Below are 23,500 nucleotides of genomic sequence, written 5' to 3' on the forward strand. Positions count from 1 at the left end.
GCCGGTCGTCTCGTCGGGGCTCAAACCTCGCTCAGATGTCGTCGAGCGGGAAGATCGGGCGGCGCACCTTCTGGTAGGGGCGCTCCTTGAAATTCTTGGTCGAGAGTGCGCCGGTGTCGACCTCGACCACCTCGCGGGCGATCGGCTCGAAAGCGGCGCGGAAATGCTGCATCGACTTGACGATGACAGTCGATTTGCGCGTGGGGTCGACGCCGAGCGAGGTGAACTGGGCAAGGTCGGTCGCCTGGCCGTTATGGGTGATGACGATGATCTCGACATCGTCGACCCGCAGCAGGGCCGAGAGGCCGTAATTGCGCCAGACGCCGCCGGCCATCGGCCCGTAGCAGATAAAATGCCCGTCGGTCAGTGCCACGACATGGGCGTCGAGCTCCAGCGGTCCGCCACCGGTGTTCGGATCGACCTTGCCGCCGAGCTTGAGCTTGAGCCGATTGCCGACGCCGGCCGCCTGCGCCGCGAGCGCGGCCTCGGGATCGCGGATGGCATGGAAGCCGACATTCTTCAGGCCGGCATCGAGCACGGCGCGCAGCAGGTTGGTCGCGTCGCCATAGGCCCCGGAGCCCGGATTGTCGGAATAGTCGGAGATCACCAGCGGCTTGCCGCTGGCCTCGGGCCCGAGCGTGCCTTCGCCCGCCTTGGCTTTGGCCATCGCTTCCTTCAGCGGGGTGAAGTGGATCGAGGAGAAGTGCCGCTGCTCCCAGGCATAGTCCATCAGTTGCTCGGCGATGGCCTGCGCCTTGCCGCGATCGTCGTGGGTGACGGCGATGGAGGGGCCGATATCGTGGACATCGGCCGAGGAAAAGCCGGCCTGGACGCTGACCACGAGCGCATCGCCCGCCGCTTCCAGTGCGTCGCCCCGGCGTAGCAGCTCCATGAACGGCGGCGAGGTCGTGCGCCCGCCATCGAGAGCGTAGAGAATTGGTCGACGCGCCACCGCGACGCGTGGCTTGATCTGCCCCTTCATCGCCCGTTCCAGCAGCTCCGCCGCCTGCCAGGTCCGCTCATACTGGTCGATATGCGGATAGGTCCTGTAGGAGATCAGCGCATTGGCGTTATCGGCCATCAGCTGAGTAAGCGTCGCGTGCAGGTCGAGCACCGCGACGACCGGCACATCGGGACCGACCTTGGCGCGGATGCGCTTCAGGAGCTCGCCTTCGCCGTCATCGGAGCTTTCCGTCGCCATGGCGCCGTGCAGGTGGAGCAGCACGCCGTCAAGTCGCTCGCAGGCGGCGAGGATCATGCCGGCAAAGACGTCAAAGGCCGCCTCGGTGACGCGACCGGACGGGTTGGCGCCGGTGACCAGCGGATGGGCGAGCCTCCAGCCGAATTTCTCGGCCGCTTCGAAAGCTGCGCCCATCGAGGTGCGCGTACCCTGGAAAGCGGCCGGCACCTCGTTGTCGCGAAAGACGCCGTGATGGCGAAACACCGCCTCATCGGTGAGCTGAACACTGAAGGTGTTCGTCTCGTGCATGAATTCCGCGATCAGGACGCGTCTGGCCATCGTTTGGTCATTCCCCCGGAAACGTTCCCTATGGAACTATTTTTCTTGTTCTAGCGCGGGAGCGGGCCGCTGCCAGCCCGCACCCGCTCATGCACCCCTTGCGTTCGCCCGCTTGCGGGCAGGGGAGGATTATGCTTGGCGCCGGTCAGGCGGCGCGCGCCGCGTGGCTCTCGCCGGGCGCGTTGCCGAGATCCTCGGGCCGGGCATAGGCGCGGCCGAAGCGGTTGGCGAGGAAGGCGTCGAAGCCGATATCCTCCTGCTTGACGAAGCCCTTTTGCGGCAGCTTGCCCTGGGCGAGCAGGTCGAGCACGGCGCAGATGCCGGAGGCCGTCGTGATCTGGATGGCGCTGCGCATCACGCCGCCGACCACGGCGCTGTAGACCTTGTTGGCATAGGTCTGCTGGGTCAGCCGGCCGTTCAGGCGCCCGCTGGCGGTGACGAAGATCACGACCACGTCCTGCAGGGTGCTCGGCAGGGCGTTCTCGAAGATGTCCTTCAGCACGTCGCGGCGCTCGGACAGGCGCAGATCCTGCAGCAGCGCCTTCATGATCGCGCAATGGCCGGGATAGCGGATCGTCCGGTAGTTCAGCGTGCGCACCTTGCCGGCGAGCGTGTCGCATAGCGTGCCGAGCCCGCCCGAGGTGTTGAAGGCCTCGTAGGTGATGCCGTCGAGCGAGAACTCCTCGCGCTCTTCCATCGCCGGAACCAGCACGCGTTCGCCGTTGACGACGGCTTCGCAGGGCTCGCAATACTCGTTGATGACCCCGTCCGTGCTCCAGGTCAGGTTGTAGTTCAGCGCGTTGGACGGATATTGCGGCAGCGCGCCGACCCTGAGCTTGAGGCTATCCAGCTGGTCGAAATCGCGGGCGAGGTCGGCGGCGACGATCGAGATGAAGCCGGGCGCCAGCCCGCATTGCGGGATCAGCGCCGCCTTGGCGGTCAGCGCCAGCTCCTTGACGCGCCGCGTCGAGGCGACGTCCTCGGTCAGGTCGAGGTAATGCACGCCTTGCGCCGCGGCGGCTTCGGCGATCCGCGTCGTCAGATCGTAAGGGGCGGCCGAGAGCACGGCGAAGGCGCCATTCAGGACCTGGGCGAGCTCGGCGTCGTCGGTGATGTCGACCCTGCGGGTCGAGATCGTCGGGCTGGTCCTGATCGCGGCGAGCTGTTCGTTGGAGCGGTCGGCGATCACCACGCGGTAATCCCCGGTGGCGCCGAGCAGGTCGGCGATGGTTGCGCCGATCTTGCCGGCGCCGATGACGACCACGTTTTTCATGGTTCCCCCGATGAATCTGTTTCTGAAAGACAGAGTCACCCAAGGTCTCGTCGGTTAGAAGCCGGCGACGCGACGATTCATATGGGATTTTTCAGCGAAACGCCGTAAGGTCTCGGCGTTATGCCGATTGACCAGACTGACCGCCAGCTTCTGACCCTGCTCACCGAGAACGCCCGCGCTCCGGTGGCCGAACTCGGCCGCAAGCTCGGCCTGTCGCGCACCACCGTGCAGAGCCGGATCGAGCGGCTGGAGCGTCGCGGCGTCATCGCCGGCTATACGGCGCGGCTCTCGGAGGATTATGAGAAGGGCCAGGTCAAGGCGCATGTGCTGATCACCGCCCTGCCGAAGCTCGCGGCCCGGGTCGAGGCCGAGCTACGCCGCATTCCCGAAATCAGGACGCTGCATTCGGTCAGTGGCCAGTTCGACATGATCGCCGTGGTGGTCGCGCCCTCGATCGGCGAGCTCGACGGGCTGATCGACCGGATCGGTGCGCTCGAAGGCGTCGAACGCACCATGTCCTCGATCATCCTGTCGACCCGGATCGAGCGCTAGCTCAGGCCGGCAGCACGCGCGCGCCGATCCGCGCTGCCGCATCGCGCAACGCGTCGAGATGCACCGGATGGCCTTCCGGCGCGACGATCGAGGTCAGCGATGAGATGCTGAGCGCCCCGGCGAGCGCGCCGCTTCGGTCGAAGATCGGCACGCCGACGCCGGTGAGGCCGATGAAGAAATCGTCAGCGGCAAGCTCCCAGCCCTGCGCGCGGATGCGCTCGGCCTCGCGCCAGAGCAGGTTGGGATCAGTCTGGCTCGCTGGAGCACGCTTGGGCAGATCGAGCGACAGCGCCAGCCGGCGCTGATCGTCATCGAGAAAAGCCAGCAGCACGCGCGGGCCGCCACCACAGTTCAGCGGCGCCTGCCCGCCGACCGCGAACCAGGTGGCATCGACATGCGGCAGCGAGGCGCGCACCCGGTCGACGCAGAGCCCTCGCCCGGCGATATGGACCCAGAGGAAGGCGGTTGCGCCGGTCTTCTCGGCGATCTCGGTCAGATAGGGACCGGCGATGTCGCGTAATTCGCGGCCGGTCGTCACGGCGCTGCCGAGCTCGATCAGCCCGACGGCCAGCGCATAGCTCTGTGCATGTTCGTCGTATTCGACCAGCTCGTTGAGCTGGAGCGTAAGCAGGAGGCGCCGCGTCGTGCCCTTGTCGAGGCCGACTTGTCGCGCCAGTTCGCTGAGGCCGAGCCGCGGGTGCTCCGGGCGGAAGGCCCTGAGCAAGGCGATGGCGCGATCGACAGCCCTGACGATGGGAACGCCTGGCGGCAATTGTGCGGCCCTGTCCCGATCTTCCTGATTCATTGCACCTGAAGGCTGCGCCATGTTCGTTTGCTGAGCGTGTCGCCTAATAACACGGCATGTCAATCCTTGACACGGAATTTGTCTCTCGCTTTCATGACGGCAGAGCTTGCCAACGGGCGCCTGATCGGGTGCGATCCGCCTCAGCTGGCCGGTGAATGAAAAACGGGGACGCTTGGGCCGCTGCGTGCTGCGGATCCCGGCGCTGGGAACGGAGAACGACGATGACCGGATTGAGATTTGGCCTGGCGCTCGCCGCCTCCGTCCTGGCGCTCGGCGTGGCCCAGGCGCAGACACCCAAGAAGGGCGGCACCGTTCACGTCGTCGTCCAGCCCGAGCCGCCGATGCTGATGCAGGGGCTCAACCAGAACGGCCCGACCAACATGGTCGCCGGCAACATCTACGAATCCCTGCTGCGCTATGACGAGAAGCTGAATCCGCAGCCCTCGCTCGCCAAGAGCTGGGAGATCTCGCCGGACGCCAAGGTCTACACCTTCAAGCTGCAGGAGGGCGTGACCTGGCATGACGGCAAGCCGTTCACGGCCGACGATGTCGTCTTCACCCTCGACAAGTTCCTGCGCGAGGTCCATCCGCGCTGGCGCCCGATCGTCAATGCCCAGGTCGAGACAATCGAGAAGGTCGACGACCTCACCGTGAAGATCACGCTGAAGCAGCCCTTCGGCCCGCTGATCATGACGCAGGAGGTCGCCTCCGCGCCGATGATCCCCAAGCACATCTATGACGGCACCGATTATCGGGCCAATCCGGCCAACAATACGCCGATCGGCACCGGCCCGTTCAAGCTGAAGGAGTGGAAGAAGGGCTCCTACATCCACCTCGTCAAGAACGAGAACTACTGGCTGAAGGGCAAGCCGAACCTCGACGAGATCTACTGGCAGATCATCCCGGACGCGGCGGCGCGCGCCGTCGCCTACGAGACCGGCAAGGTCGACGTGCTGACCGGCGGCTCGGTCGACGTCTACGACGTGGCGCGGCTCTCCAAGCTGCCCAACACCTGCATGACCACCAAGGGCTGGGAGATGTTCGCCCCTCATGCCTGGCTGACGCCGAACGTCCGCAACGGCATTTTGGGCAATAAGCAGTTCCGCCAGGGGCTGATGTACGCGATCGACCGCGAATTCGGCCGCGAGGTGGTCTGGGGCGGGCTCGGCAAGCTGCCGACCGGTCCGATCTCGTCGAAGACCAAGTTCTATTCGGCCGACGTGCCGAAATACGCTTTCGATCCGGCCAAGGCGAAGGAGCTGATCAAGGCGTCCGGCTACAAGGGCGAGACGATCCGGCTGCTCAACCTGCCTTATGGCGAGACTTGGACCCGCTGGACCGAGGCGATCAAGCAGAACCTCGAGGATGTCGGGGTCAAGGTGCAGGTCGAGAACACCGACGTGCCGGGTTGGACGCAGAAGGCCAGCAACTGGGACTTCGACCTCAATTTCAACTTCCTCTACCAGCTCGGCGACCCCGCCATGGGCGTGGCGCGCAGCTACATCACCAGCAACATCGCCAAGGGCAATCCCTTCGCCAATGTCGGCGGCTACTCGAATCCCGAGGTCGACAAGCTCTTCGCCGAGGCGGCGATCGCGCCGACCGATAAGGAGCGCCAGGACCTCTACACCAAGGTGCAGAAGCTCCTGGCCGACGAGCTGCCGGTGCTCTGGCTGCTCGAGATGGATTTCCCGACCATCTATCGCTGCAATGTCAAGAACCTCGTCACCACCGGCATCGGCGTCGACGACGGTTTCCGTGATGCCTGGAAGGAGTGAAGGGGCTTGCTCGCCTTCCGTTCTCCCCTTGCGGGAGAAGGTGGCGCGCAGCGCCGGATGAGGGGTCGCGCTGCCCTCTCCGAACCTCGACCATGCCATCCGCCGACGCGGCAATCGTCGCGAGACCCCTCATCCGTCAGCGCTGCGCGCTGCCACCTTCTCCCGCAAGGGGAGAAGGGTGCGCGCCCAGCCGGGTAACCTGAATGAACCTCGCGCAATTCCTCGCTGGCCGGCTCGCGAAGGGGATCGTCGTCCTCTTCGCCATCGCGGTGCTGAACTTCTTCCTGATCCGTGCCGCGCCGGGCGATCCGGCGCAGGTGCTGGCCGGCGAGGCCGGTGCCGCCGACGAGCAATTGCTGATCCAGCTACGCGAGCGCTTCGGCCTCGACCAGCCGCTGCTGACCCAGCTCTGGGTCTATTTGAAGGGCTATCTCACCTTCGATCTCGGCTTCAGCTACCGCCAGCAGCAGACGGTGCTGAGCCTGATCCTCGACCGTTTGCCGGCAACGCTGCTGCTCACCGGCGCCGCCTTTCTGGTCTCGCTCGGCTTAGGGACCTTGATGGGCGCGCTCGCCGCCCGCCGCGCCGGCCGTTGGCAGGACAGCGTCATCACCACGCTGGCGCTGGTCTTCTATGCGACGCCGCTGTTCTGGGTCGCGCTCATGAGCCAGATCGTCTTCTCGCTGAAGCTCGGTCTCGTACCCAATGTCGGCTACGAGAGCATCGGCGCGAACTATACAGGGCTCGCTCGTGCGCTCGACATCGCCAGCCATCTCGTCCTGCCGGCTCTGACGCTCGGCCTGTTCTTCACCGCGCTTTATGCGCGGATGATGCGGGCCTCTATGCTCGAGGTCGCCGGCGCCGACTTCGTCAAGACCGCCCGCGCCAAGGGGCTCAGTCCCGGCGTGATCTCGCGCCGACACGTCGCGCGCAACGCCATCCTGCCGGTCGTGACGCTGGCGGGGCTGCAGGCCGGCCAGTTGGTCGGCGGCGCTGTCCTGACCGAGACCGTCTTCGCCTGGCCCGGCATCGGCCGGCTGATGTTCGACGCGCTCGTCCAGCGCGATTATTCGGTGCTGCTCGGCGTCTTCTTCATCTCCTCGGCCATGGTCGTCGGCTTCAACATTCTGACCGATATCGTCTACCGGCTGGCCGATCCGCGCATCGAGGCGGTGTCATGAGCTTCCTCAAGCGCTTTTCTCGCAATCGCGGCGCCCTGATCGGCCTTGCTATCCTGATCGCGGTGGTGCTCTTCGCCATCCTCGCGCCCTCGCTCTATCCGCAATCGCCCTGGCGGACGGTGGCGCGGCCCTTCCTCGCCCCCTTCGTGATGGAGCGCTTCCCGCTCGGCACCGACACGCTCGGGCGCGACATCGCCTCCGGCCTGGCACATGGCGCCCGCGTCTCGCTGACGATCGGGCTGGTCTCGACGATTGTCGCGCTCTTGATCGGGGTGCCGCTCGGCGCGATCGCGGGCTATGCCGGCGGGATCGTCGATGATGCGCTGATGCGCTTCACCGAGTTCTTCCAGACTATTCCGTCGTTTGCGCTCGCCATCGTGCTGGTCGCGATCCTGCAACCCAAGCTCGGCTCGATCGTGCTCGCGATCGGCGTGGTCAGTTGGCCGCCGGTGGCGCGGCTGGTGCGCGGCGAGGTGCTCTCGCTGAAGACGCGCGAATACGTCCAGGCCGCGATCACCATCGGCCAGCCGACTTCGCGCATCATCTGGAGCCAGGTCCTGCCCAATACGATCGCGCCGATCATCGTCATGGGCTCGCTGATGATCGGTTCGGCGATCCTGCTGGAATCCTCGCTCTCCTTCCTCGGCCTCGGCGATCCCAACCTGATGAGCTGGGGCTACATGGTCGGCGCCGGCCGCACGCGGCTGCTCGACGCCTGGTGGATCAGCTTCTTCCCGGGCTTTGCGATCTTCCTGACCGTGCTGGCCCTCAACCTCGCCGGCGAGGGGCTGAACGACGCGCTGAACCCGCGCCTCGCCCGGGAGAGGGAATGATGGCCGGTCCCGTTCTTGCGATCGAAGGCCTGAAGCTCGCTCTGCCGTCGCTGGCCGACCGCGCCTTCGCGGTCGAGGATGTGACGCTCAGCATCGCGCCCGGCGAGACGCTCTGCGTCGTCGGCGAATCCGGCTCCGGCAAATCGATGATCGCCCATGCGGTGATGGGCCTGCTGCCGAGGGCGGTGAAACCGGTCGCAGGCGCGATCAGGCTCGCCGGCCGCGACTTGCTGGCTCTTTCGGAAGACGCGATGCAGGACGTGCGCGGCCGCGAGGTCGGCATGATCTTCCAGGAGCCGATGACCTCGCTCAATCCGGTGATGCGCGTCGCCGACCAGATCGTCGAGACCTTCGAGGCGCATCGGCTGCTGAGCAAGCCGGAGCGCTATGCGCGGGCGCTCGCTCTGCTGACCGAGGTTGGCCTGCCCGAGCCCGAGCGACTGGCGCGCGCCTATCCGCACGAACTCTCCGGTGGCCAGCGCCAGCGCGTGATGATCGCGATGGCGCTGGCGCTCGAACCCAAGCTGCTGATCGCCGACGAGCCGACGACCGCGCTCGACGTGACCACGCAGGCGCAGATCCTCAAGCTGCTCGACAATCTCCGCCACAAGCACGGCACGGCCGTCCTCTTCATCACCCATGATATGGGCGTCGTCGCCGAGATCGCCGATCGCATCGCGGTGCTGGAGAAGGGCGTCCTGGTCGAGGAGGGCACCGTCGATCAGGTGCTCGGCTCACCCCGCCATCCCTATACCCAGAAGCTGCTCGCCGCCGTGCCCTCGCTGACGCCGCCGGACCGGCCGCCGCTGCCGGAAAGCAAGCCGGTGCTTACCGTCGAGAACCTCGGCAAGGTCTATCGCAAGCGCGCCTTCTTCCGTCCTGGCCGCGAGGTCAGGGCGGCCGACGATGTCAGCTTCACGCTGGCCAGAGGCGAGACGCTCGGGCTGGTCGGCGAATCCGGCTCGGGCAAGTCGACGGTCGGGCGCTGCTGCCTGCGCCTGATCGAGCCGGATTCCGGCCGCATCATGCTCGGCGATCTCGCCATCACCGATCTCAGCGTCGCGGCGCTGCGCCCGCACCGCAAGCGCATCCAGATGGTGTTCCAAGATCCGTTCGCGTCGCTCAACCCGCGCCAGACGGTCGGGCGGATCATCTCGGACGGGCCGGTCGCGCACGGCGTCTCGCGCAAGGACGCGCTGGCGCGGGCCAAGGAACTGCTCGAACTGGTCGGACTCTCGGCCAATGCGATCGACCGCTACCCGCACGAATTCTCCGGCGGCCAACGCCAACGCATCGGCATCGCCCGGGCGCTCGCGCTCGAACCCGACGTGCTCGTCGCGGATGAGGCGGTCTCGGCGCTCGACGTCTCCGTGCAGGCGCAGATCCTGATGCTGATCAAGGACATCCAGCAGCGGCTCGGCCTCGCCATCCTGTTCGTCACCCACGACCTGCGCGTCGCCGCGCAGATCTGCGACAAGATCGCGGTGATGCAGCGCGGCAGGATCGTCGAGAGCGGTCCGACCGCCGCGCTCTTCGCCGCCCCGCAGCACGAGTATACCCGCCAACTGCTCGCCGCCGTCCCTGGCGGGGAGCGTTTCGGGCGGTGAGCCCATGCGTCATTCTCGGGCGCAGCGTAGCGGAGACCCGAGAATCTCGTGACCAGATAGCTGGTTTCCGAGATGGTCGGGTCAAGCCCGACCATGACGAGCTAGCCAAACGCTTGCCTATGTATCGGAGACCCCAGCCATGCCGCTCGACCTCGCCTTGCGCGACCGCATCCTCGCCTCCGTCGAGGCGGGCTTTGCCGAGCAGATCGCCTTCACCCAGGAGATGATCCGCTTCCCCTCGACGCGCGGCGACGAGCACACCGTCCAGGACTTTGTCTTCCGGGCCCTCAAAGCGCGCGGCTTCACCATGGATCGTTTCGCCATGGACCGCGAGGCGATCGCCAACCATCCCGGTGGCGCGCCGTTTTCGGATACGCATTCCGAGGCACCGATCGTCGTCGGCATCCATCATCCGCGCGAGGAGAAAGGGCGCTCGCTGATCCTGCAGGCGCATGTCGACGTGGTGCCGACCGGCCCGGCCGAGCTCTGGACCCATCCGCCCTTCGACCCGGTCGTCGACGGCGACTGGCTCTATGGCCGCGGCGGTGCCGACATGAAGGCTGGCGGCGCGGCGAACCTCTTCTGCCTCGACGCGCTCCGGCGCATCGGCCTGCAGCCGGCTGCGACCGTCTACGTCCAGTCGGTGGTCGAGGAGGAATCGACCGGCAACGGTGCGCTGATGACGCATCTGCGTGGCTACAAGGCCGACGCCGTGCTGATCCCCGAGCCGGAGGAGGAGATGCTCGTGCGTGCCAATACCGGCGTGCTCTGGTTCCAGTTCGAGGTTCGCGGCGAGCCGGTGCATGTCCGCGAGATGGGCATCGGCGCTAACGCCATCGATGCGGCTTATCGCATCGTCGGCGCGCTGCGCGAGCTCGAGGAGGAACTCAATCGCGAGAAGATCGGCCGGCCGCATTTCGAGGACGTCGCCCATCCGATCAACCTCAACATCGGCAAGATCGAGGGCGGCGACTGGGCGTCGTCGGTACCGTGCTGGTGCAGGGTCGATTGCCGCATCGGGCTTTATCCCGGCATGTCGGCCGAAGAGCTCGGCCAGCGCATCGAGGCCAAGGTTCTGGCCTTCGCCCGCACCGACAACTTCCCCTCGAACAACCCGCCCAAGGTCGTCTTCAATGGCTTCTGGTCGGAGGGCTATGTGCTCGAGCCCGGCAGCGAGGCGGAGGCCGTGCTCAGCCGCGCCCATCAGGGCTCGACCGGCAAGACGCTGAAGAGCTTCATGACTCCCGGCTATCTCGATACCCGCGTCTATGCGCTCTACGACAAGGTGCCGGCACTCTGCTACGGGCCGATCTCGCAGAACATCCATGCCTTCGACGAGCGCGTCAGCCTGGCCTCGCTGAAGCGCATCACTGGTACCATGGCGCTCTTCGTCGCCGAATGGTGCGGCGTCGAGCCGGTCGCCGGCTGAACGAGGCAGGCTGGATGCACGCCTGTCGTGCATCCAGCTTCCATCGAAATGGCATGACGCTGCCAGCGCATCCTCCCGCATAGTCGCCTCATGCCGTCCGCTCCCGCCCGCTCGCTCCTGCTCGTCCCGCTGCTCGGGCTGCTCTGGGGCTTCAACTGGCCGGCGGTCCGGATCTCGCTGACCGAGATCGCGCCCTGGACGTTGCGGGCCGGCGGCATGACCTTCGCTGGGCTTGCCTTGGTCGCGGTCGCGCTGGCTCGCGGCGTCAGCCTCAAGGTGCCCACGGCACAGTGGCCGAGGCTCGTCGTCGCCGGCATCCTCTCGATCGCCGCCTTTAACATCCTGCTCGCCTTCGCGCAGCTGATGGCGCCGACCTCGCGCGCTGCCATCCTGACCTTCACCATGCCGGTCTGGGCGACGCTGATGGCCTGGCCGGTGCTGGGCGAGCGCTTCGATCGTCCGAGGTTGATCGGCCTCGGGCTGGGCATAGCCGGACTGCTCTGCCTCGGCTTGCCGCTGATCCGGGCGGGCCAGTTCTCGCCGGGGCTCGCTCTCGCCTTGCTCGCCAGCCTGAGCTGGGCGCTGGGCACCATTGTCACCAAGCGCTGGCCGGTCGCGGCGCCGACGCTGGCGATCGCCGCCTGGCAATTGCTGATCGGCGGCGCCACGGCCGGCATCGGCATGTTGATCTTCGAAGGCCTACCCATTCCCAAGGCCTTGTCACTGCCGGTCGCCGCAGCGCTCGCCTTCCACATCCTCGGCGCGCAGGCGCTTGCCTATTTCCTCTGGTTCACCGTGATCGCCCGGCTGCCGGCCGGCATCGCCAGCTTGGGAACGCTGATGGTTCCGGCGGTCGGAGCGCTCGGTTCGGTGCTCCTGCTCGGCGAGCGCCCGGCGATGAGCGACTGGCTCGGTCTCGTGCTCGTCGTCGCGGCCTCCGGCGCGATTCTGGTCTCGCCCAAGCCTGTGCGCTGACCCTGGGTCATTTTTTCTTTGGTCCCACCGGGAACCTTTTGCATGGCGCCGGGTTCAGCGCGTTCGACATGTCACATGCCAAGGTTCCAAACGTGCTCCAGATTGCGGAAGGTCCGGTGACCGCCGAGCGCTATCGGCTGTTGGTGGAGTCCGTCACGGATTACGCCATCTACATGCTCGATCCGCAGGGGACGGTGATCAGCTGGAACCCGGGCGCACGGCGCTTCAAGGGCTATGAGGATCACGAGATCATCGGCCAGTCCTTCTCGCGCTTCTACACGGAGGAGGATCGTGCCGCCGGCCTGCCGGAACGCGCCCTACGCATGGCCGCGGAGGAGGGCCGCTTCGAGAAGGAGGGCTGGCGCGTCCGCAAGGATGGCACCCGCTTCTGGGCCCATGTCGTCATCGATCCGATCCTCAATCCTGGGACCGGCCGGGTGCTCGGTTACGCCAAGGTCACGCGAGACCTGACCGAACGTCGCGAGGCCGAGCAGGCGTTGCGGCGCAGCGAAGAACGCTTCCGCCTGCTGGTCCAGGGCGTCACCGACTACGCGATCTACATGATCGATCGCGATGGCTTGGTCACGAACTGGAATGCCGGAGCGCAGCGGATCAAGGGCTATTGCCCTGACGAGATCGTCGGCCGGCATTTCTCGTTGTTCTATCGCCCGGAGGATCGGGCCAATGGCGAGCCTGAGCGCGCCTTGCAGACGGCGATCGACAAGGGCAGCTTCGAGAAGGAGGGCTGGCGCCTGCGCAAGAACGGCGAAGCGTTCTGGGCGCATGTCGTGATGGATCCGATTCGAGACGATGCCGGCGAGATCATCGGTTTCGCCAAGATCACCCGGGACCTGACCGAGCGCCGCAAGGTGGAAGCCGATCTTGAGACGGCGCGGGAGGCCCTGTTCCAGGCGCAGAAGATCGAGGCGCTAGGCCAGCTCACCGGCGGCGTGGCGCACGACTTCAACAATCTGCTCACCGCCGTCATGGGCAGCCTCGAACTGGTCCGCCGCCAGATCAGCGACGAACGCCAGCTCGGCCTGATCGACAATGCGATCAAGGGGGCGAGCCGGGGGATCTCCTTGACGCAGCGCATGCTGTCCTTCGCCCGCAAGCAGGAGCTCGAGTTGCAGCCTGTGGCGGCCGACGTGCTCGTCGCCGAGATGGGGGATTTGCTGCAGCGCTCGCTGGGGCCGCTGATACAGATCGAGACGAACTTCCCTGCCGATCTCGTGATGGCCGCGGCCGATCCTAACCAGCTCGAAACCGCCGTGCTCAATCTTGCCTTCAATGCGCGGGACGCCATGCCGGAGGGCGGCGTGCTGCGGATCGGCGGTAGCAATGAGCGGGTCAGCGGCGGGCATAGGATCGGCTTGCCGGAGGGCGATTACGTTCGCATCTCGGTCGCTGATACCGGCACAGGCATGGATGTGAAGACGCTCGCTCAGGCGACCGAGCCCTTCTTCACCACGAAGGGGGTCGGCAAGGGCACGGGGCTGGGTCTCTCGATGGTGCATGGCATGGCTGAGCAACTCGGCGGCCGCCTCCAGCTCGACAGCATCCTGGGGCAAGGCACGACAGTGGAGATCTGGCTGCCGTCCTCGACGGGAGCGACGGCCGTTGACGCCGCGCTAGCGCTCGCTCCCGCGGCGGCTTTCGATACAGCGACGCGCCCGCTCACCGTCCTCGCGGTCGACGACGACGCGCTCGTGCTGATGAACACCACCGCGCTGCTCGAGGATCTCGGCCACAAGGTCATCGAGGCAAGTTCGGGACGGGAAGCGCTTTCCGTACTGGAGAGCAACGAGATCGATTTGCTGATCACTGATCACGCCATGCCGCAGATGACCGGTGCGCAACTGATCACAGTGGTCGGCGAACGCTGGCCAGCCCTGCCGGTCATCCTCGCCACCGGCTATGCCGACCTGCCTGCGGGTGCGGGGGCTGGCGTGCTGCGCCTGAGCAAGCCGTTTTGGCAGGCGGATCTGGAAAAGGCAGTTTCGGGGGCGATGGCACGACGCACCACGGCGGCGGCGGCCTGAGGCTTATCCCGGCTTTCCGCCTTCTTTGCGCGGCGCCGCGGTCGAAGCGCGCTCGACGAGCCTGGTCGGCAGCACGAGGTCGGAGCGATCGCCCTGTCCCGATAATTGCGCGATCAGCAGAACCATCGCCGCCTGGCCGATCTCGCGGCGCGGCTGATGCACGGTAGTGAGCTGCGGCTCGACCGCCTCCGCCAGCACGATATCGTCGAAGCCGACGACCGAGACGTCGTCGGGAACGTTGCGGCCGCGGGCGCGAAGCTCGCCCATCGCGCCGACCGCCATCTGGTCGCTCGCTGCGAAGACGGCGGTGTAGTCGACGCCGCCGGCGTCAAGGGTGCGGATCGCGGCGCGTCCGGCGGCGAGGCCGAAATCGCCTTCGACGACGAGCCGCGGATCAGCGGCGATGCCGGCATCGGCGAGGCCGGCGAGATAGCCGTCGCGGCGGTCGACGCTCATCGGGTCCGGCATCGGCCCGGCGATATGGGCGATGCGGCGATGGCCGAGCCGGGCGAGATGGGCGACCGCCGCGCGCGCTGCAGCGTGGTTGTCGACCTTGACCGTCGGCAGGTTCAGCCCGGGCAGCATCTCCAGCGCGACCACGATCGGCGGCAGCCGGCCGCGGGCCGCAAGCGCCTCGGGAAAGCGGCCGACCATCAGGATCAGCCCGTCGGCATGGCGTTCCCTGACCATGTCGACATAGCGCAGGATGCGCTCGTCATCGTCGCGGGCATCGCCCATCAGCACCTTGTAGCCGGCATCGATAGCCGCCTCTTCGACGCCCTTGTAGATCTCAAGATAGAACGGGTTGCTGATGTCGCGCACCAGCAGGATCACCGTGCGCGTCGCCTGGAGCCTGAGATTGCGGGCCTGGGCATTCGGGATGAAGCCCGTCGCCTTGACCGCATCGAGGACGCGCTCGCGGGTCCGCGCCTTGACCTTCTCCGGCTGAGCCAGCGCGCGTGATACCGTCGCCGTCGAGACGCCGGCGAGGCGCGCGACTTCGGCGATGGTCGGGGCGGCTATGGGTGTGTCTTGCAAGGCCAATGATCTGGAAGGCGGCAGCGAATCGGCAGGACGAGGCAGGACGCCCATCATGCCGCAATCGCTGCCGGCAGGGCAGGGGGCGCCCGCATCGTGCGGGCGCCCGAGGTTGTCGTTACTTTGCCGAGCTACTTGCCGCCCCAGCGGGCCGGATAATTCGTCATCTGCTCGCAGCCGCAGAGCGCATAGTGCAGCGGCGGCATCTTGTCGTTGACGTATTTGTCGAGCGTCTCGGTCGTGATCGCCGGCTGCGGGAGCTTCCAGGTCGGGCCGGTGACTGGCTCGCCCTTGAGGATGCGGATCGCCGCGATCACCGGAGTGCGCCACTGATAGGTCGGATAGGTCGGCGCGATCGCGGTGAGCTTGTTCTTCTTCCACTTCTGCAGGAAGTCCTGCTGGTCCTCGCCATTGATCACCGGATAGGGCTTGCCGGCATCCTCGAAGGCTTCGAGCGCCGCGACCGCCGTCGCTCCGGCATCCATCCAGACGCCGTCGATCTTGCCGAAGCGGTTGAGATAGTCCTCCACGATCGCCTTGGTCTTGGCGTTGTCGCCATTGGTGAATTCGGCGCCGACGACCTTGATGCCCTTCTCCTTGAAGATGCGCTCGGCCGCAGCCCAGCGGTTCTCCAGCACGTCGACGCCCGGCAGGATGCGCAGCGCCAGCACCGAGCCGCCGGCCGGGATCTTCTCGGCGATGAAGCTCGCGCCCTGGATGCCGAAGCCATAGCCGCCGATCGGGTTGATGAAGGTGACCGGGGCCTTGCTGTCGACGCCGCGATCGAAGACCACGACCGGCAGCTTCTTCGCGGCAGCCTCGACCGCCGGCGTCAGCGCCGCCGTGGTGTTCGGCGAGACGATCAGCGCATCGCACTGGCCGCTGTTGACGAAGGCGTTGATGTCCGAGATCTGCTTGTCGTCCTTGCCCTCGGCGTCGGCATGGGTGAACGAGGCGATGTCGGCCTTGTTGGCGTCGACCTCGGCCTGCATGTTGGTGAAGCCGACGACGCGCCAGGGATTGTTCACGCCGGCATTGGAGAAGCAGAGCTTGTAGGGGCCGGGCTTCTTGTACTTGGCGGTGTCGACCTTCTCGCCGCCGAGGTTCTGCTCCCAGGGCTTGCCATCCGGCCCCTGCGGAGCGACCGTGAGTAGGCCCTTCTGGCGCTCGAATTCGGCGGGGTCGTTGAAGTTCTGCGCCATGGCGCCCGTCGATAGTGCTGCCAGCAGCGCCGTCAAACCGATCTGCGTCTTCATGTTCACCTCCCTCTGTCGCGCCGCCTTGCTGGCGGCCTCTGGCTGAGCGCGTGGGATCACGCGCTTCCGAAAACTCTCAGTCTCAGGCGCGCCGCATGCGCCAGGCGCTCGACGCCACCGCGGCGATCAGGATCAGGCCCTGCACGGTCTCGCGCAGCGGCTGCGGCAGGCCCATCAGGTTGAGCAAAGTGAACAGAGCGAACAGGCTGAGCGCGCCGGCGACGGCGCCGGTCACGCTGGCGCGCCCGCCCAGCAACTGTGCCCCGCCGATGACGCAGGCGGCGATCGCCTGCAGTTCGAGCCCCTGTCCGACCGCGGTCGAAACCCCGGCGAAGCCGCCGAGCAGGATGCCGGCGGTGACCGCCGACAGCGCCGAGATGACGAAGACCAACACCCGCGTCGCGCCGACCGGCACACCGGAAAGTTCGGCCGTGCGCGGATTGTCGCCGACCGCCAGCACCTGCCGGCCGAAGACGGTTGCGTGCAGCAGCCAGGCGGCGAGCGCGACGAAGCCGATGAGGATGATCACCGAGAGCGGCATGATCCCGGTCAGCGGGACGTCGCGATAAACGAGGCGGCCGAGTGCCCGGAAATTCTCCGGCAGATAGCCGCGCGGCGCCCCGCCCGACCACATCAGCGCCGCGCCGTTGAGCGAGAGCAGCATGCCGAGCGTCGCGATGATCGAGGGCACCTTGAGCAGGGTGACGACCAGCCCGTTGACCAGCCCGACGCCGAGGCCGATCAGGTAGAGCACGCCGATCGTCCACCAGGTGTTCTCGGGGTTGCCGCCGGCGAGCATCGAGCCGCCGAGCACGGTCAAAGTCACCAGCGAGCCCATCGACAAATCGAAGCCGCCGCCGGCGATGACGAAGAGCTGGCCGCAGGCGAGGATGATCAGCGGCGCGGCCCGGCGCAGGAAGTTGAGGAAGCCCTCGACCTCGAAATAGCTCGGCTGCAGCACCGCGATCGTGCCGTAGAGCACGAGGAAGACGGCGAGCCCGACATTGAGGCCGCGCGCGAAGCGCCGCGCTGCCGACGGTCCAGGCTGGGCGGCCATGGCACTCATGCGACATGCCCTTTGCTGCGCACCGCATAGACGGCGACCGCAAGGATGACGATCGCGCCGCGCAGCACCTGCTTCGGGAAGGCGTCGATCCCGGTCATGTTGAAGACGGCGTCGAGCGTGGCGAACAGGAAGACGCCGGCCAGCGTGCCCCAGACCCCGCCGCGCCCACCGGCGAGCAGCGTGCCGCCGATCACCACGACGGCAATCGATTCCAGATCATAGATGCCGTCGCGGCCGACCCAGGGAGCCCCGGCGCGCAGGCGGCTGGCGAGATAAAGCCCGGTCAGCCCGGCCATGAGCGAGCACAGCACATGCGCGCCGATGATGACGCGCTCAGTACGGATGCCGGCGAGGCGGGCGCCGTCGCGATTGCCGCCGGTGGCATAGAGATGGGCGCCAAAGCGCGTGCGGGTCAGCATCAGCCAGATCGCGAGCGCGAGCACGAACAGCAGCAGCACCGACCAGGGCAAGGGGCCGATGCGGCCATAGGCAAAGGCTTGGAAGGCGGATGGGACCGAACCGGCGAAATTGCTGAAGCTCGCCGAGAGCAGCCCCTGTAGGATCAGCCCGACGCCGAGCGTCGCGATCAGCGGGTTGACGTCGAGCCTCGCGATGATGAGGCCGTTGACGAGGCCGACCGCTGCCGAGAGCGCAAGCACCGCGAGCACGGCAGGGGCTATCATCGCCGGCTCGCCCTTCATGATGAAGGAGGCGAGCACGGCGGAGACACTGATCAGGTTGGCGACCGAGAGGTCGATCGAGCCGACGAGAATCGTCAGCGTCTGCCCAAGTGCGACGATGCCGAGCGCGACCATGCGCTGGGTCAGGCCGACAAAGCCCTCGCCGGTGAGATAGGCGTGTTGTCCGGTCGCGAGCGCGGTCACGACATAGAGCGCCAGCGAGCCGGCGAATAGCAGCGGCGCGACCGGCACTTCGCGTGCCGGGCGGGCGGTGGCGATGTCGGCGCTGGCGCTCATGCCGCGGCCTCCGTCGCCCCGGTGCCGAGTGCGAGGTGCATCACGTCTTCCTCGCCCGCGCCGCGCGCAAGCTCGCCAGCGATGCCACCCTCATGCATGACGAGGATGCGGTCGCTGACGCCAATGATCTCGGGCAGGTCGGAGGAGATCATCAGGATGGCGCGACCGCGATCGGCGAGCCCGCGCATCAATTGATAGATCGCCGCCTTGGCGGCGACGTCGATGCCGCGGGTCGGCTCAAGGAAGATCAGCACCTTGGGATCGCGCGCCAGCCAGCGACCGATCACGACCTTCTGCTGGTTGCCGCCGGAGAGCTCGCGGATCTCCTGTGCGAAGCCGGCCGCCCTGACGTCGACCTCGGTCAATTGCCGGTCGGCGGCGGCGCGCGCCATATCGCCCGAACCTGGTGGGAGCAGGCGCCGCGCGAAGGCGCGCAGGGTCATCAGGACATTGTCGCGCAGCGATTGCTGCGGCGCGATGCCCTCCTTCTTGCGGTCGTCGGAGAGGAAGCCGATGCCGGCGGCGATGGCCGCTCGCGGCGACGAGATCAAGCCGTCCTGCCCATCGACGATCATATTGCCGTGCGTGAAGGGCTCGTCGCCGAACAAGGCTCGCCCGAGCGCGCCCTTGCCCGACCCTTCAAGCCCGGCAACGCCGACGATCTCGCCGGCCCGTAGATCGAGAGCGATGTTGGAGAGCACGGCGTTGCCGGCGCCTTTGACGGACAGGACGACCGGGCCGAGCCGAGCTGGATCACCGGGCGGCGGGAAGAAATCGGCGAGGTCGCGCCCGACCATCAGCCGAACGGTCATGGCCGGCGTCAGTGCCGCAGCTGGGCGTGTTGCGACGAGCTTGCCGTCCTTCAGCACGGTGATGCGGTCGGCGATGGCCTTCAATTCGGCCATGCGGTGCGAGATGTAGAGGATCGCCCCGCCCTCGTTCCGCAAGGTGGCGACGAGTTCGAGCAGCCGGCCGGCATCGCGCTCGTCGAGCGCGGCGGTCGGCTCGTCCATGACGATGATGCGGGCATCGAGCGCCAGCGCCTTGGCGATCTCGACCAGCTGCTGCTCGGCGATCGAGAGCGATTTCACCAGAGCGCCCGGATGAACCCTGGCGCCGACGCGCTCCAGGAGCTTGCGGGCGCCGTCCTGCATCGCGGCGCGGTCGAGCAGGCCGCCGCGGGTCGGCTCCAGGCCGAGGAAGATGTTGTCGGCGACACTGCGTTCAGGGAGCAGACTGAGCTCCTGGTGGATGATGCTGATCCCGGCCCGGCGTGCCTCGACCGGATGCCTGAACGCGATCGGCTCCCCAGCCAGAAGGATCTCGCCTTCGTCGGGGCGATAGACGCCGCCCAGCACCTTCATCAGCGTCGACTTGCCGGCGCCGTTCTCGCCGCAGATAGCGTGGACCTCGCCGGAATGGCAATCGAGGCTGACATCGTCGAGCGCCCGCACGCCGGTGAAGCTCTTGCCGATGCCGCGCATCGAAAGGACCGGCGTACTCGCACTCATGCGGCACCGGCCTTGGCGGCTTCCGCCCAGCCCTGTCGGATGAAACCGTGGCTCTCGGTGAGCAGTGTGTCGAGATCGGGGAAGAGGTCGCGCCAGACCCGCGTCGCCGCCGCGAGCGAGGGCAAGGCCCGGCCGAAAGCCTCGACCGTCAACCAGCTGTCGTAGCCGGTGGCGCGGATGGCGCGGAAGGTTTCGGCCCACGGCACATGGCCGCGCCCGACGATGCCGCGATCGTTCTCGGAGAGGTGGATGTGGTTGATCTCGGACGCGTAGCGGCTGTAGGCGCCGACCGGGTCGCGCTCTTCAATATTGGCGTGGAAGGTGTCGTACATGTAGCCGAAGTTCGGATGTCCGACCCGCGCGTGGAGAGCGCTCGCCGCTTCCATGGTGTTGAGCGCGTAGCATTCGAAGCGATTGATCGCCTCGAGTGATAGCGCGATCCCGGCCTTGCTGGCGTAGTCCGCCATCGCATGCAGCGCCTCGGCGAGATGGGCGAGCTCGTCCTCACGCGGTCCCTCGCCGGTGAAGACGCCGACCGGTGAGTGATAGGGCCCGGCGATGACGGTGGCGCCCAGCGCCGCGGCACAGTCGACCGCCCAGCTATGGCGCTCGCGCGCTTGTCGGCGGATGGCCGGGTCGGGCGAAAGCGGGTTGCTGTCCTCGGCAACGATTGTGACGGTGGTACGTTTGAGGCCGATCTCGTCGAGGTGGCGGCCGAGCCGCCCGTAGTGGCCGACATCGCCCTCGAACACCGGGATCTCGACCCCGTCATAGCCGATCTCGCGGATGCGCTCGCACAAAGGCAGATGCGCTTCGTCGATGAAGCCGCCAACCGTCAGCAGGTTGAAGCCGATCTGGACCATGGCCAGGGCTTTCGCGACCGCGCTCAGCGCAGCCGGGCGGCATCGCTGCCACGGCCGGAAAAGACGGATGAACTGGCGGCGCTGACGCACATGACCGGTACTCCTCCCTTGCACGGCTCATTCTGTGGAACCGCTTCGGAAGGGATTATGTAATCGATTGCAGAAGTGTCAACCGGCGACTTTCGTGACTGTTCGCCAGTCGGGCGCCAGAGCGCGGCATCGCCCAGGTGGCCGGGCCTAATCCTCGTCCCGGTTCGGAAACTCCTCCTTCCCGGCTGCCCAGCCGTGCTTGCCGATCAGCGGCACGAAGCTGACTGGCGCGAGGCGTTCGCTGGCAAAGACGCCTTCGGCCTGCCGCGTCAGCTTGATCAGCACCTGGCCGTATCCGTTCAGCCCGATCGGGATGACAAGCCGCCCGTCGATGGCGAGCTGTTGCTTCAAGGTGCCGGGAATCTCGGGGCTGCCGGCCGAGACGATGATCGCGTCGAACGGTGCCTCCGCGGGCAAACCTTCAGTCCCGTCGGCGCAGAGGATCTCGGCATTGTCGCAGCCGAGCTGCTGCAGCCGCTTCGTGGCCTGGGCCGCCAAGATCGCATGCCGCTCGATCGCGAAGACCTTGCGCGCCATGCGGCTGAGCAGAGCCACTACGTAGCCCGAGCCGGCGCCGATTTCGAGGACCTTGTCCTGCGCAGCGATGGCGCCCGCCTCCAGCATCAAGGCGACGACATAGGGTTGCGAGAGCGTCTGTCCTTCCCCGATCGGGATCGGGCCATCCTGGTAGGCGAATGCCGCGAGCTGGGTCGCGACGAAAGCCTCCCGCGGAACCTGTCGTATCGCGTCCAGCACTTTCTGGTCGCGAATTCCGCGACCGGCGAGCTGCTGCTCGACCATGCACTGGCGGGCACGGGTGAAATCGGGGGCTCCGGCATGACGGCCTCCGCGGGCGGTGGCCCTACGGAACGCATTGTCGCCCGCGAAGCCGCTGCTTGAGATTCAACGTCAGGACAAGGCGCAGGTTCACGTGGAACGGGCGCTGCGAGGCCAGGCCCTGCTCAGTGCGCCAGCCTGCTGATGCTGGGTTGGCGCCTCTTCCGCCAGCGCCGCGCCGCTACGGTTTGCAGCCGGTCAGCCGGTCTGGCCGGCCATCACCCGTTGCATGCCGCTGAGCACGGCCTTGAGCGAGGCCATGACGATATTCGGGTCGATGCCGACGCCGTGCACGACCCGGCCCTTCTCGTCCTGCAGCTGGACATAGCAGGCGGCGGTAGCGTTGGCGCCGCGCCCGACCGCGTGCTCGTGATAGTCGAGGAAGGAGAACTCGACGCCATAGGTTGTCTTCAGCGCGTCGACGAAGGCGTCGATCGGCCCGTTGCCGACGCCTTCGATCGTGCGGATAGCGCCGTCCTGCTTCAGCTCTGCCGTCAGCGTCCGCGAACCCTGCGCATCCGGGAAGGTCTTGTGCGTGATCAGCTCCAGCGGCGCGTCGGCGAGGAGGTAGGTCTTGCTGAACAAGGCCCAAAGTACCGCGCTGGTCAGCTCCTTGCCCTCCTCGTCCATCTGCTCCTGCGCGATCTTGGAGAACTCGATCTGCAGCGGGCGCGGCAGGTCGAGGCCGTGATCGGCCTGCAGGATATAGGCGATGCCGCCCTTGCCGGATTGCGAGTTGATCCGGATCACCGCCTCGTAGTCGCGCCCGACATCCTTGGGGTCGATCGGCAGATAGGGCACCTGGAAGATCGGGTCGTTGCGCTTCTCCTGCGCGTCGAAGCCCTTCTTGATCGCGTCCTGATGCGAGCCGGAGAAGGCGGTGTAGACGAGCTCGCCGACATAAGGGTGGCGCTCATGCACCGGCAGCTGGGTGCAGTATTCGGCGATGCTGCGGATCTCGTTGACATCGCGCAGGTCGAGCGCGGGCTCGATGCCTTGCGTGAACAGGTTCAGCGCCATGGTGACGATGTCGACATTGCCCGTGCGCTCGCCATTGCCGAACAGCGTGCCCTCGACGCGGTCGGCGCCGGCCATCAGCGCGAGCTCGGCCGCCGCCACCGCCGTGCCGCGGTCGTTGTGCGGGTGGATCGAGAGCAGCACGCTGTCGCGGTCGGAGATGTTGCGGCCGAACCATTCGAACTGATCGGCGTAGACATTGGGCGTCGCCATCTCGACGGTCGCCGGCAGGTTGAGGATCAGCTTGTTCTGCGGCGTCGGCTTGATCACCGCCTTGACCGCCTCGCAGATCTCGAGCGCGTAGTCGAGCTCGGTGCCAGTGAAGCTCTCCGGCGAGTACTCGAAGGTGAAGTTCGTCTCGGGCGCTTGAGCGGCCAGGGCCTTGATATGGGCGGCCGCATCGGTCGCGATCTTGACGATGCCCTTGCGGTCGGAGCGGAAGACCACGTCGCGCTGCAGCGTCGAGGTCGAGTTGTAGAAGTGCAGGATGACGTTCCTGGCGCCCTTCACCGCTTCGAAGGTGCGCTCGATCAGCTCGGAGCGGCACTGCGTCAGCACCTGGATCGCGACGTCGTCCGGGATCGCGCCGCTCTCGATGATCGAACGGACGAAGTCGAAATCGGTCTGCGACGCCGCGGGGAAGGCGACCTCGATCTCCTTGAACCCCATCTTCACCAGGAGGTTGAACATGCGGTCCTTGCGATCGACGCCCATCGGCTCGATCAGCGCCTGGTTGCCGTCGCGCAGGTCGACGGAGCACCAGATCGGCGCCTTGGTGAGCACCTGCGAGGGCCAGCGGCGATCGGGCAGGTTGACCGGCGCATAGGCGCGGTACTTGGAAATCGGCATCG

Annotated in this window: 19 protein-coding genes; 8 read left to right on the top strand and 11 right to left on the bottom strand. The window is 66.8% G+C overall.

Features of this window, described 5'->3' with window-relative positions; all coding sequences use genetic code 11:
- Positions 1–31: 31 nt before the first annotated feature.
- The gene (locus QO058_RS19705) at positions 32–1,519 is read right to left on the bottom strand and encodes a M81 family metallopeptidase (protein ID WP_284167958.1); all 1,488 of its coding nucleotides are present in this window, start codon (positions 1,517–1,519) and stop codon (positions 32–34) included.
- A 145-nt stretch (positions 1,520–1,664) separates the two neighbouring features.
- Complete coding sequence (locus QO058_RS19710; RefSeq protein WP_284167959.1) at positions 1,665–2,792, bottom strand: saccharopine dehydrogenase family protein; 1,128 nt, start codon at positions 2,790–2,792, stop codon at positions 1,665–1,667.
- A 120-nt stretch (positions 2,793–2,912) separates the two neighbouring features.
- On the opposite strand from QO058_RS19710, the gene QO058_RS19715 reads away from it, so the two are divergent.
- Positions 2,913–3,344, top strand: a complete 432-nt coding sequence (locus tag QO058_RS19715) for an Lrp/AsnC family transcriptional regulator (protein WP_284167960.1) — start codon at positions 2,913–2,915, stop codon at positions 3,342–3,344.
- Position 3,345: 1 nt separating this feature from the next.
- Here QO058_RS19715 and QO058_RS19720 read toward each other — a convergent pair whose 3' ends face one another.
- The gene (locus tag QO058_RS19720) at positions 3,346–4,170 is read right to left on the bottom strand and encodes an IclR family transcriptional regulator (RefSeq protein ID WP_284167961.1); all 825 of its coding nucleotides are present in this window, start codon (positions 4,168–4,170) and stop codon (positions 3,346–3,348) included.
- 200 nt (positions 4,171–4,370) lie between these two features.
- On the opposite strand from QO058_RS19720, the gene QO058_RS19725 reads away from it, so the two are divergent.
- The 7 genes from QO058_RS19725 (at position 4,371) to QO058_RS19755 (ending at position 13,994) form a co-directional block, all read left to right on the top strand.
- Positions 4,371–5,927: an ABC transporter substrate-binding protein gene (locus tag QO058_RS19725; protein WP_284167962.1), complete on the top strand. Its 1,557-nt coding sequence runs from the start codon at positions 4,371–4,373 to the stop codon at positions 5,925–5,927.
- A gap of 203 nt (positions 5,928–6,130) precedes the next feature.
- Entirely contained in the window at positions 6,131–7,108 is a 978-nt protein-coding gene (locus QO058_RS19730; protein WP_284167963.1) for an ABC transporter permease, read from the top strand.
- A complete protein-coding gene (locus tag QO058_RS19735; RefSeq protein ID WP_284167964.1) occupies positions 7,105–7,941 on the top strand; it encodes an ABC transporter permease in 837 nt (278 codons plus the stop codon). The genes QO058_RS19730 and QO058_RS19735 overlap by 4 nt, the downstream gene beginning before the upstream one ends.
- Positions 7,941–9,548: an ABC transporter ATP-binding protein gene (locus tag QO058_RS19740; RefSeq protein ID WP_284167965.1), complete on the top strand. Its 1,608-nt coding sequence runs from the start codon at positions 7,941–7,943 to the stop codon at positions 9,546–9,548. Before QO058_RS19735 ends, QO058_RS19740 begins: the two co-directional genes overlap by 1 nt.
- 139 nt (positions 9,549–9,687) lie before the next feature.
- Positions 9,688–10,977: an ArgE/DapE family deacylase gene (locus QO058_RS19745; protein WP_284167966.1), complete on the top strand. Its 1,290-nt coding sequence runs from the start codon at positions 9,688–9,690 to the stop codon at positions 10,975–10,977.
- A gap of 90 nt (positions 10,978–11,067) precedes the next feature.
- Positions 11,068–11,952 (top strand): DMT family transporter, encoded by an 885-nt coding sequence (locus tag QO058_RS19750; protein ID WP_284167967.1) that lies wholly within the window; start codon positions 11,068–11,070, stop codon positions 11,950–11,952.
- A 92-nt stretch (positions 11,953–12,044) separates the two neighbouring features.
- Positions 12,045–13,994, top strand: coding sequence for a hybrid sensor histidine kinase/response regulator (locus QO058_RS19755; RefSeq protein ID WP_284167968.1), 1,950 nt, complete (start codon positions 12,045–12,047; stop codon positions 13,992–13,994).
- A 3-nt stretch (positions 13,995–13,997) separates the two neighbouring features.
- Here the strand turns inward: QO058_RS19755 and QO058_RS19760 are convergent, their stop codons facing one another.
- From QO058_RS19760 to leuA, 8 genes are all read right to left on the bottom strand, one after another.
- Positions 13,998–15,032 (bottom strand): LacI family DNA-binding transcriptional regulator, encoded by a 1,035-nt coding sequence (locus QO058_RS19760; protein ID WP_284167969.1) that lies wholly within the window; start codon positions 15,030–15,032, stop codon positions 13,998–14,000.
- A gap of 131 nt (positions 15,033–15,163) precedes the next feature.
- Positions 15,164–16,288, bottom strand: coding sequence for an ABC transporter substrate-binding protein (locus tag QO058_RS19765; protein WP_284167970.1), 1,125 nt, complete (start codon positions 16,286–16,288; stop codon positions 15,164–15,166).
- Between the two features lie 82 nt (positions 16,289–16,370).
- The gene (locus QO058_RS19770; RefSeq protein WP_284167971.1) at positions 16,371–17,354 is read right to left on the bottom strand and encodes an ABC transporter permease; all 984 of its coding nucleotides are present in this window, start codon (positions 17,352–17,354) and stop codon (positions 16,371–16,373) included.
- A complete protein-coding gene (locus QO058_RS19775; protein ID WP_284167972.1) occupies positions 17,351–18,331 on the bottom strand; it encodes an ABC transporter permease in 981 nt (326 codons plus the stop codon). The genes QO058_RS19770 and QO058_RS19775 overlap by 4 nt, the downstream gene beginning before the upstream one ends.
- The gene (locus QO058_RS19780; RefSeq protein ID WP_284167973.1) at positions 18,328–19,842 is read right to left on the bottom strand and encodes a sugar ABC transporter ATP-binding protein; all 1,515 of its coding nucleotides are present in this window, start codon (positions 19,840–19,842) and stop codon (positions 18,328–18,330) included. The genes QO058_RS19775 and QO058_RS19780 overlap by 4 nt, the downstream gene beginning before the upstream one ends.
- Positions 19,839–20,705, bottom strand: coding sequence for a sugar phosphate isomerase/epimerase family protein (locus QO058_RS19785; RefSeq protein ID WP_284167975.1), 867 nt, complete (start codon positions 20,703–20,705; stop codon positions 19,839–19,841). Before QO058_RS19785 ends, QO058_RS19780 begins: the two co-directional genes overlap by 4 nt.
- A 237-nt stretch (positions 20,706–20,942) precedes the next feature.
- Positions 20,943–21,698, bottom strand: coding sequence for a protein-L-isoaspartate(D-aspartate) O-methyltransferase (locus tag QO058_RS19790; RefSeq protein WP_284172955.1), 756 nt, complete (start codon positions 21,696–21,698; stop codon positions 20,943–20,945).
- A 132-nt stretch (positions 21,699–21,830) separates the two neighbouring features.
- Positions 21,831–23,498, bottom strand: coding sequence for a 2-isopropylmalate synthase (leuA, locus tag QO058_RS19795; protein ID WP_284172956.1), 1,668 nt, complete (start codon positions 23,496–23,498; stop codon positions 21,831–21,833).
- Between the last annotated feature and the right edge of the window lie 2 nt (positions 23,499–23,500).

It is taken from the genome of Bosea vestrisii (assembly GCF_030144325.1).
In the GTDB taxonomy this organism is placed as follows: domain Bacteria; phylum Pseudomonadota; class Alphaproteobacteria; order Rhizobiales; family Beijerinckiaceae; genus Allobosea; species Allobosea vestrisii_A.

Bases quoted from the DNA above. Each gene is read 5' to 3' on its own strand.
- QO058_RS19705 (WP_284167958.1), bottom strand. From the start codon at position 1,519: ATGGCCAGACGCGTCCTGATCGCGGAATTCATGCACGAGACGAACACC.
- QO058_RS19710 (WP_284167959.1), bottom strand. From the start codon at position 2,792: ATGAAAAACGTGGTCGTCATCGGCGCCGGCAAGATCGGCGCAACCATC.
- QO058_RS19715 (WP_284167960.1), top strand. From the start codon at position 2,913: ATGCCGATTGACCAGACTGACCGCCAGCTTCTGACCCTGCTCACCGAG.
- QO058_RS19720 (WP_284167961.1), bottom strand. From the start codon at position 4,170: ATGGCGCAGCCTTCAGGTGCAATGAATCAGGAAGATCGGGACAGGGCC.
- QO058_RS19725 (WP_284167962.1), top strand. From the start codon at position 4,371: ATGACCGGATTGAGATTTGGCCTGGCGCTCGCCGCCTCCGTCCTGGCG.
- QO058_RS19730 (WP_284167963.1), top strand. From the start codon at position 6,131: ATGAACCTCGCGCAATTCCTCGCTGGCCGGCTCGCGAAGGGGATCGTC.
- QO058_RS19735 (WP_284167964.1), top strand. From the start codon at position 7,105: ATGAGCTTCCTCAAGCGCTTTTCTCGCAATCGCGGCGCCCTGATCGGC.
- QO058_RS19740 (WP_284167965.1), top strand. From the start codon at position 7,941: ATGGCCGGTCCCGTTCTTGCGATCGAAGGCCTGAAGCTCGCTCTGCCG.
- QO058_RS19745 (WP_284167966.1), top strand. From the start codon at position 9,688: ATGCCGCTCGACCTCGCCTTGCGCGACCGCATCCTCGCCTCCGTCGAG.
- QO058_RS19750 (WP_284167967.1), top strand. From the start codon at position 11,068: ATGCCGTCCGCTCCCGCCCGCTCGCTCCTGCTCGTCCCGCTGCTCGGG.
- QO058_RS19765 (WP_284167970.1), bottom strand. From the start codon at position 16,288: ATGAAGACGCAGATCGGTTTGACGGCGCTGCTGGCAGCACTATCGACG.
- QO058_RS19770 (WP_284167971.1), bottom strand. From the start codon at position 17,354: ATGAGTGCCATGGCCGCCCAGCCTGGACCGTCGGCAGCGCGGCGCTTC.
- QO058_RS19775 (WP_284167972.1), bottom strand. From the start codon at position 18,331: ATGAGCGCCAGCGCCGACATCGCCACCGCCCGCCCGGCACGCGAAGTG.
- QO058_RS19780 (WP_284167973.1), bottom strand. From the start codon at position 19,842: ATGAGTGCGAGTACGCCGGTCCTTTCGATGCGCGGCATCGGCAAGAGC.
- QO058_RS19785 (WP_284167975.1), bottom strand. From the start codon at position 20,705: ATGGTCCAGATCGGCTTCAACCTGCTGACGGTTGGCGGCTTCATCGAC.
- leuA (WP_284172956.1), bottom strand. From the start codon at position 23,498: ATGCCGATTTCCAAGTACCGCGCCTATGCGCCGGTCAACCTGCCCGAT.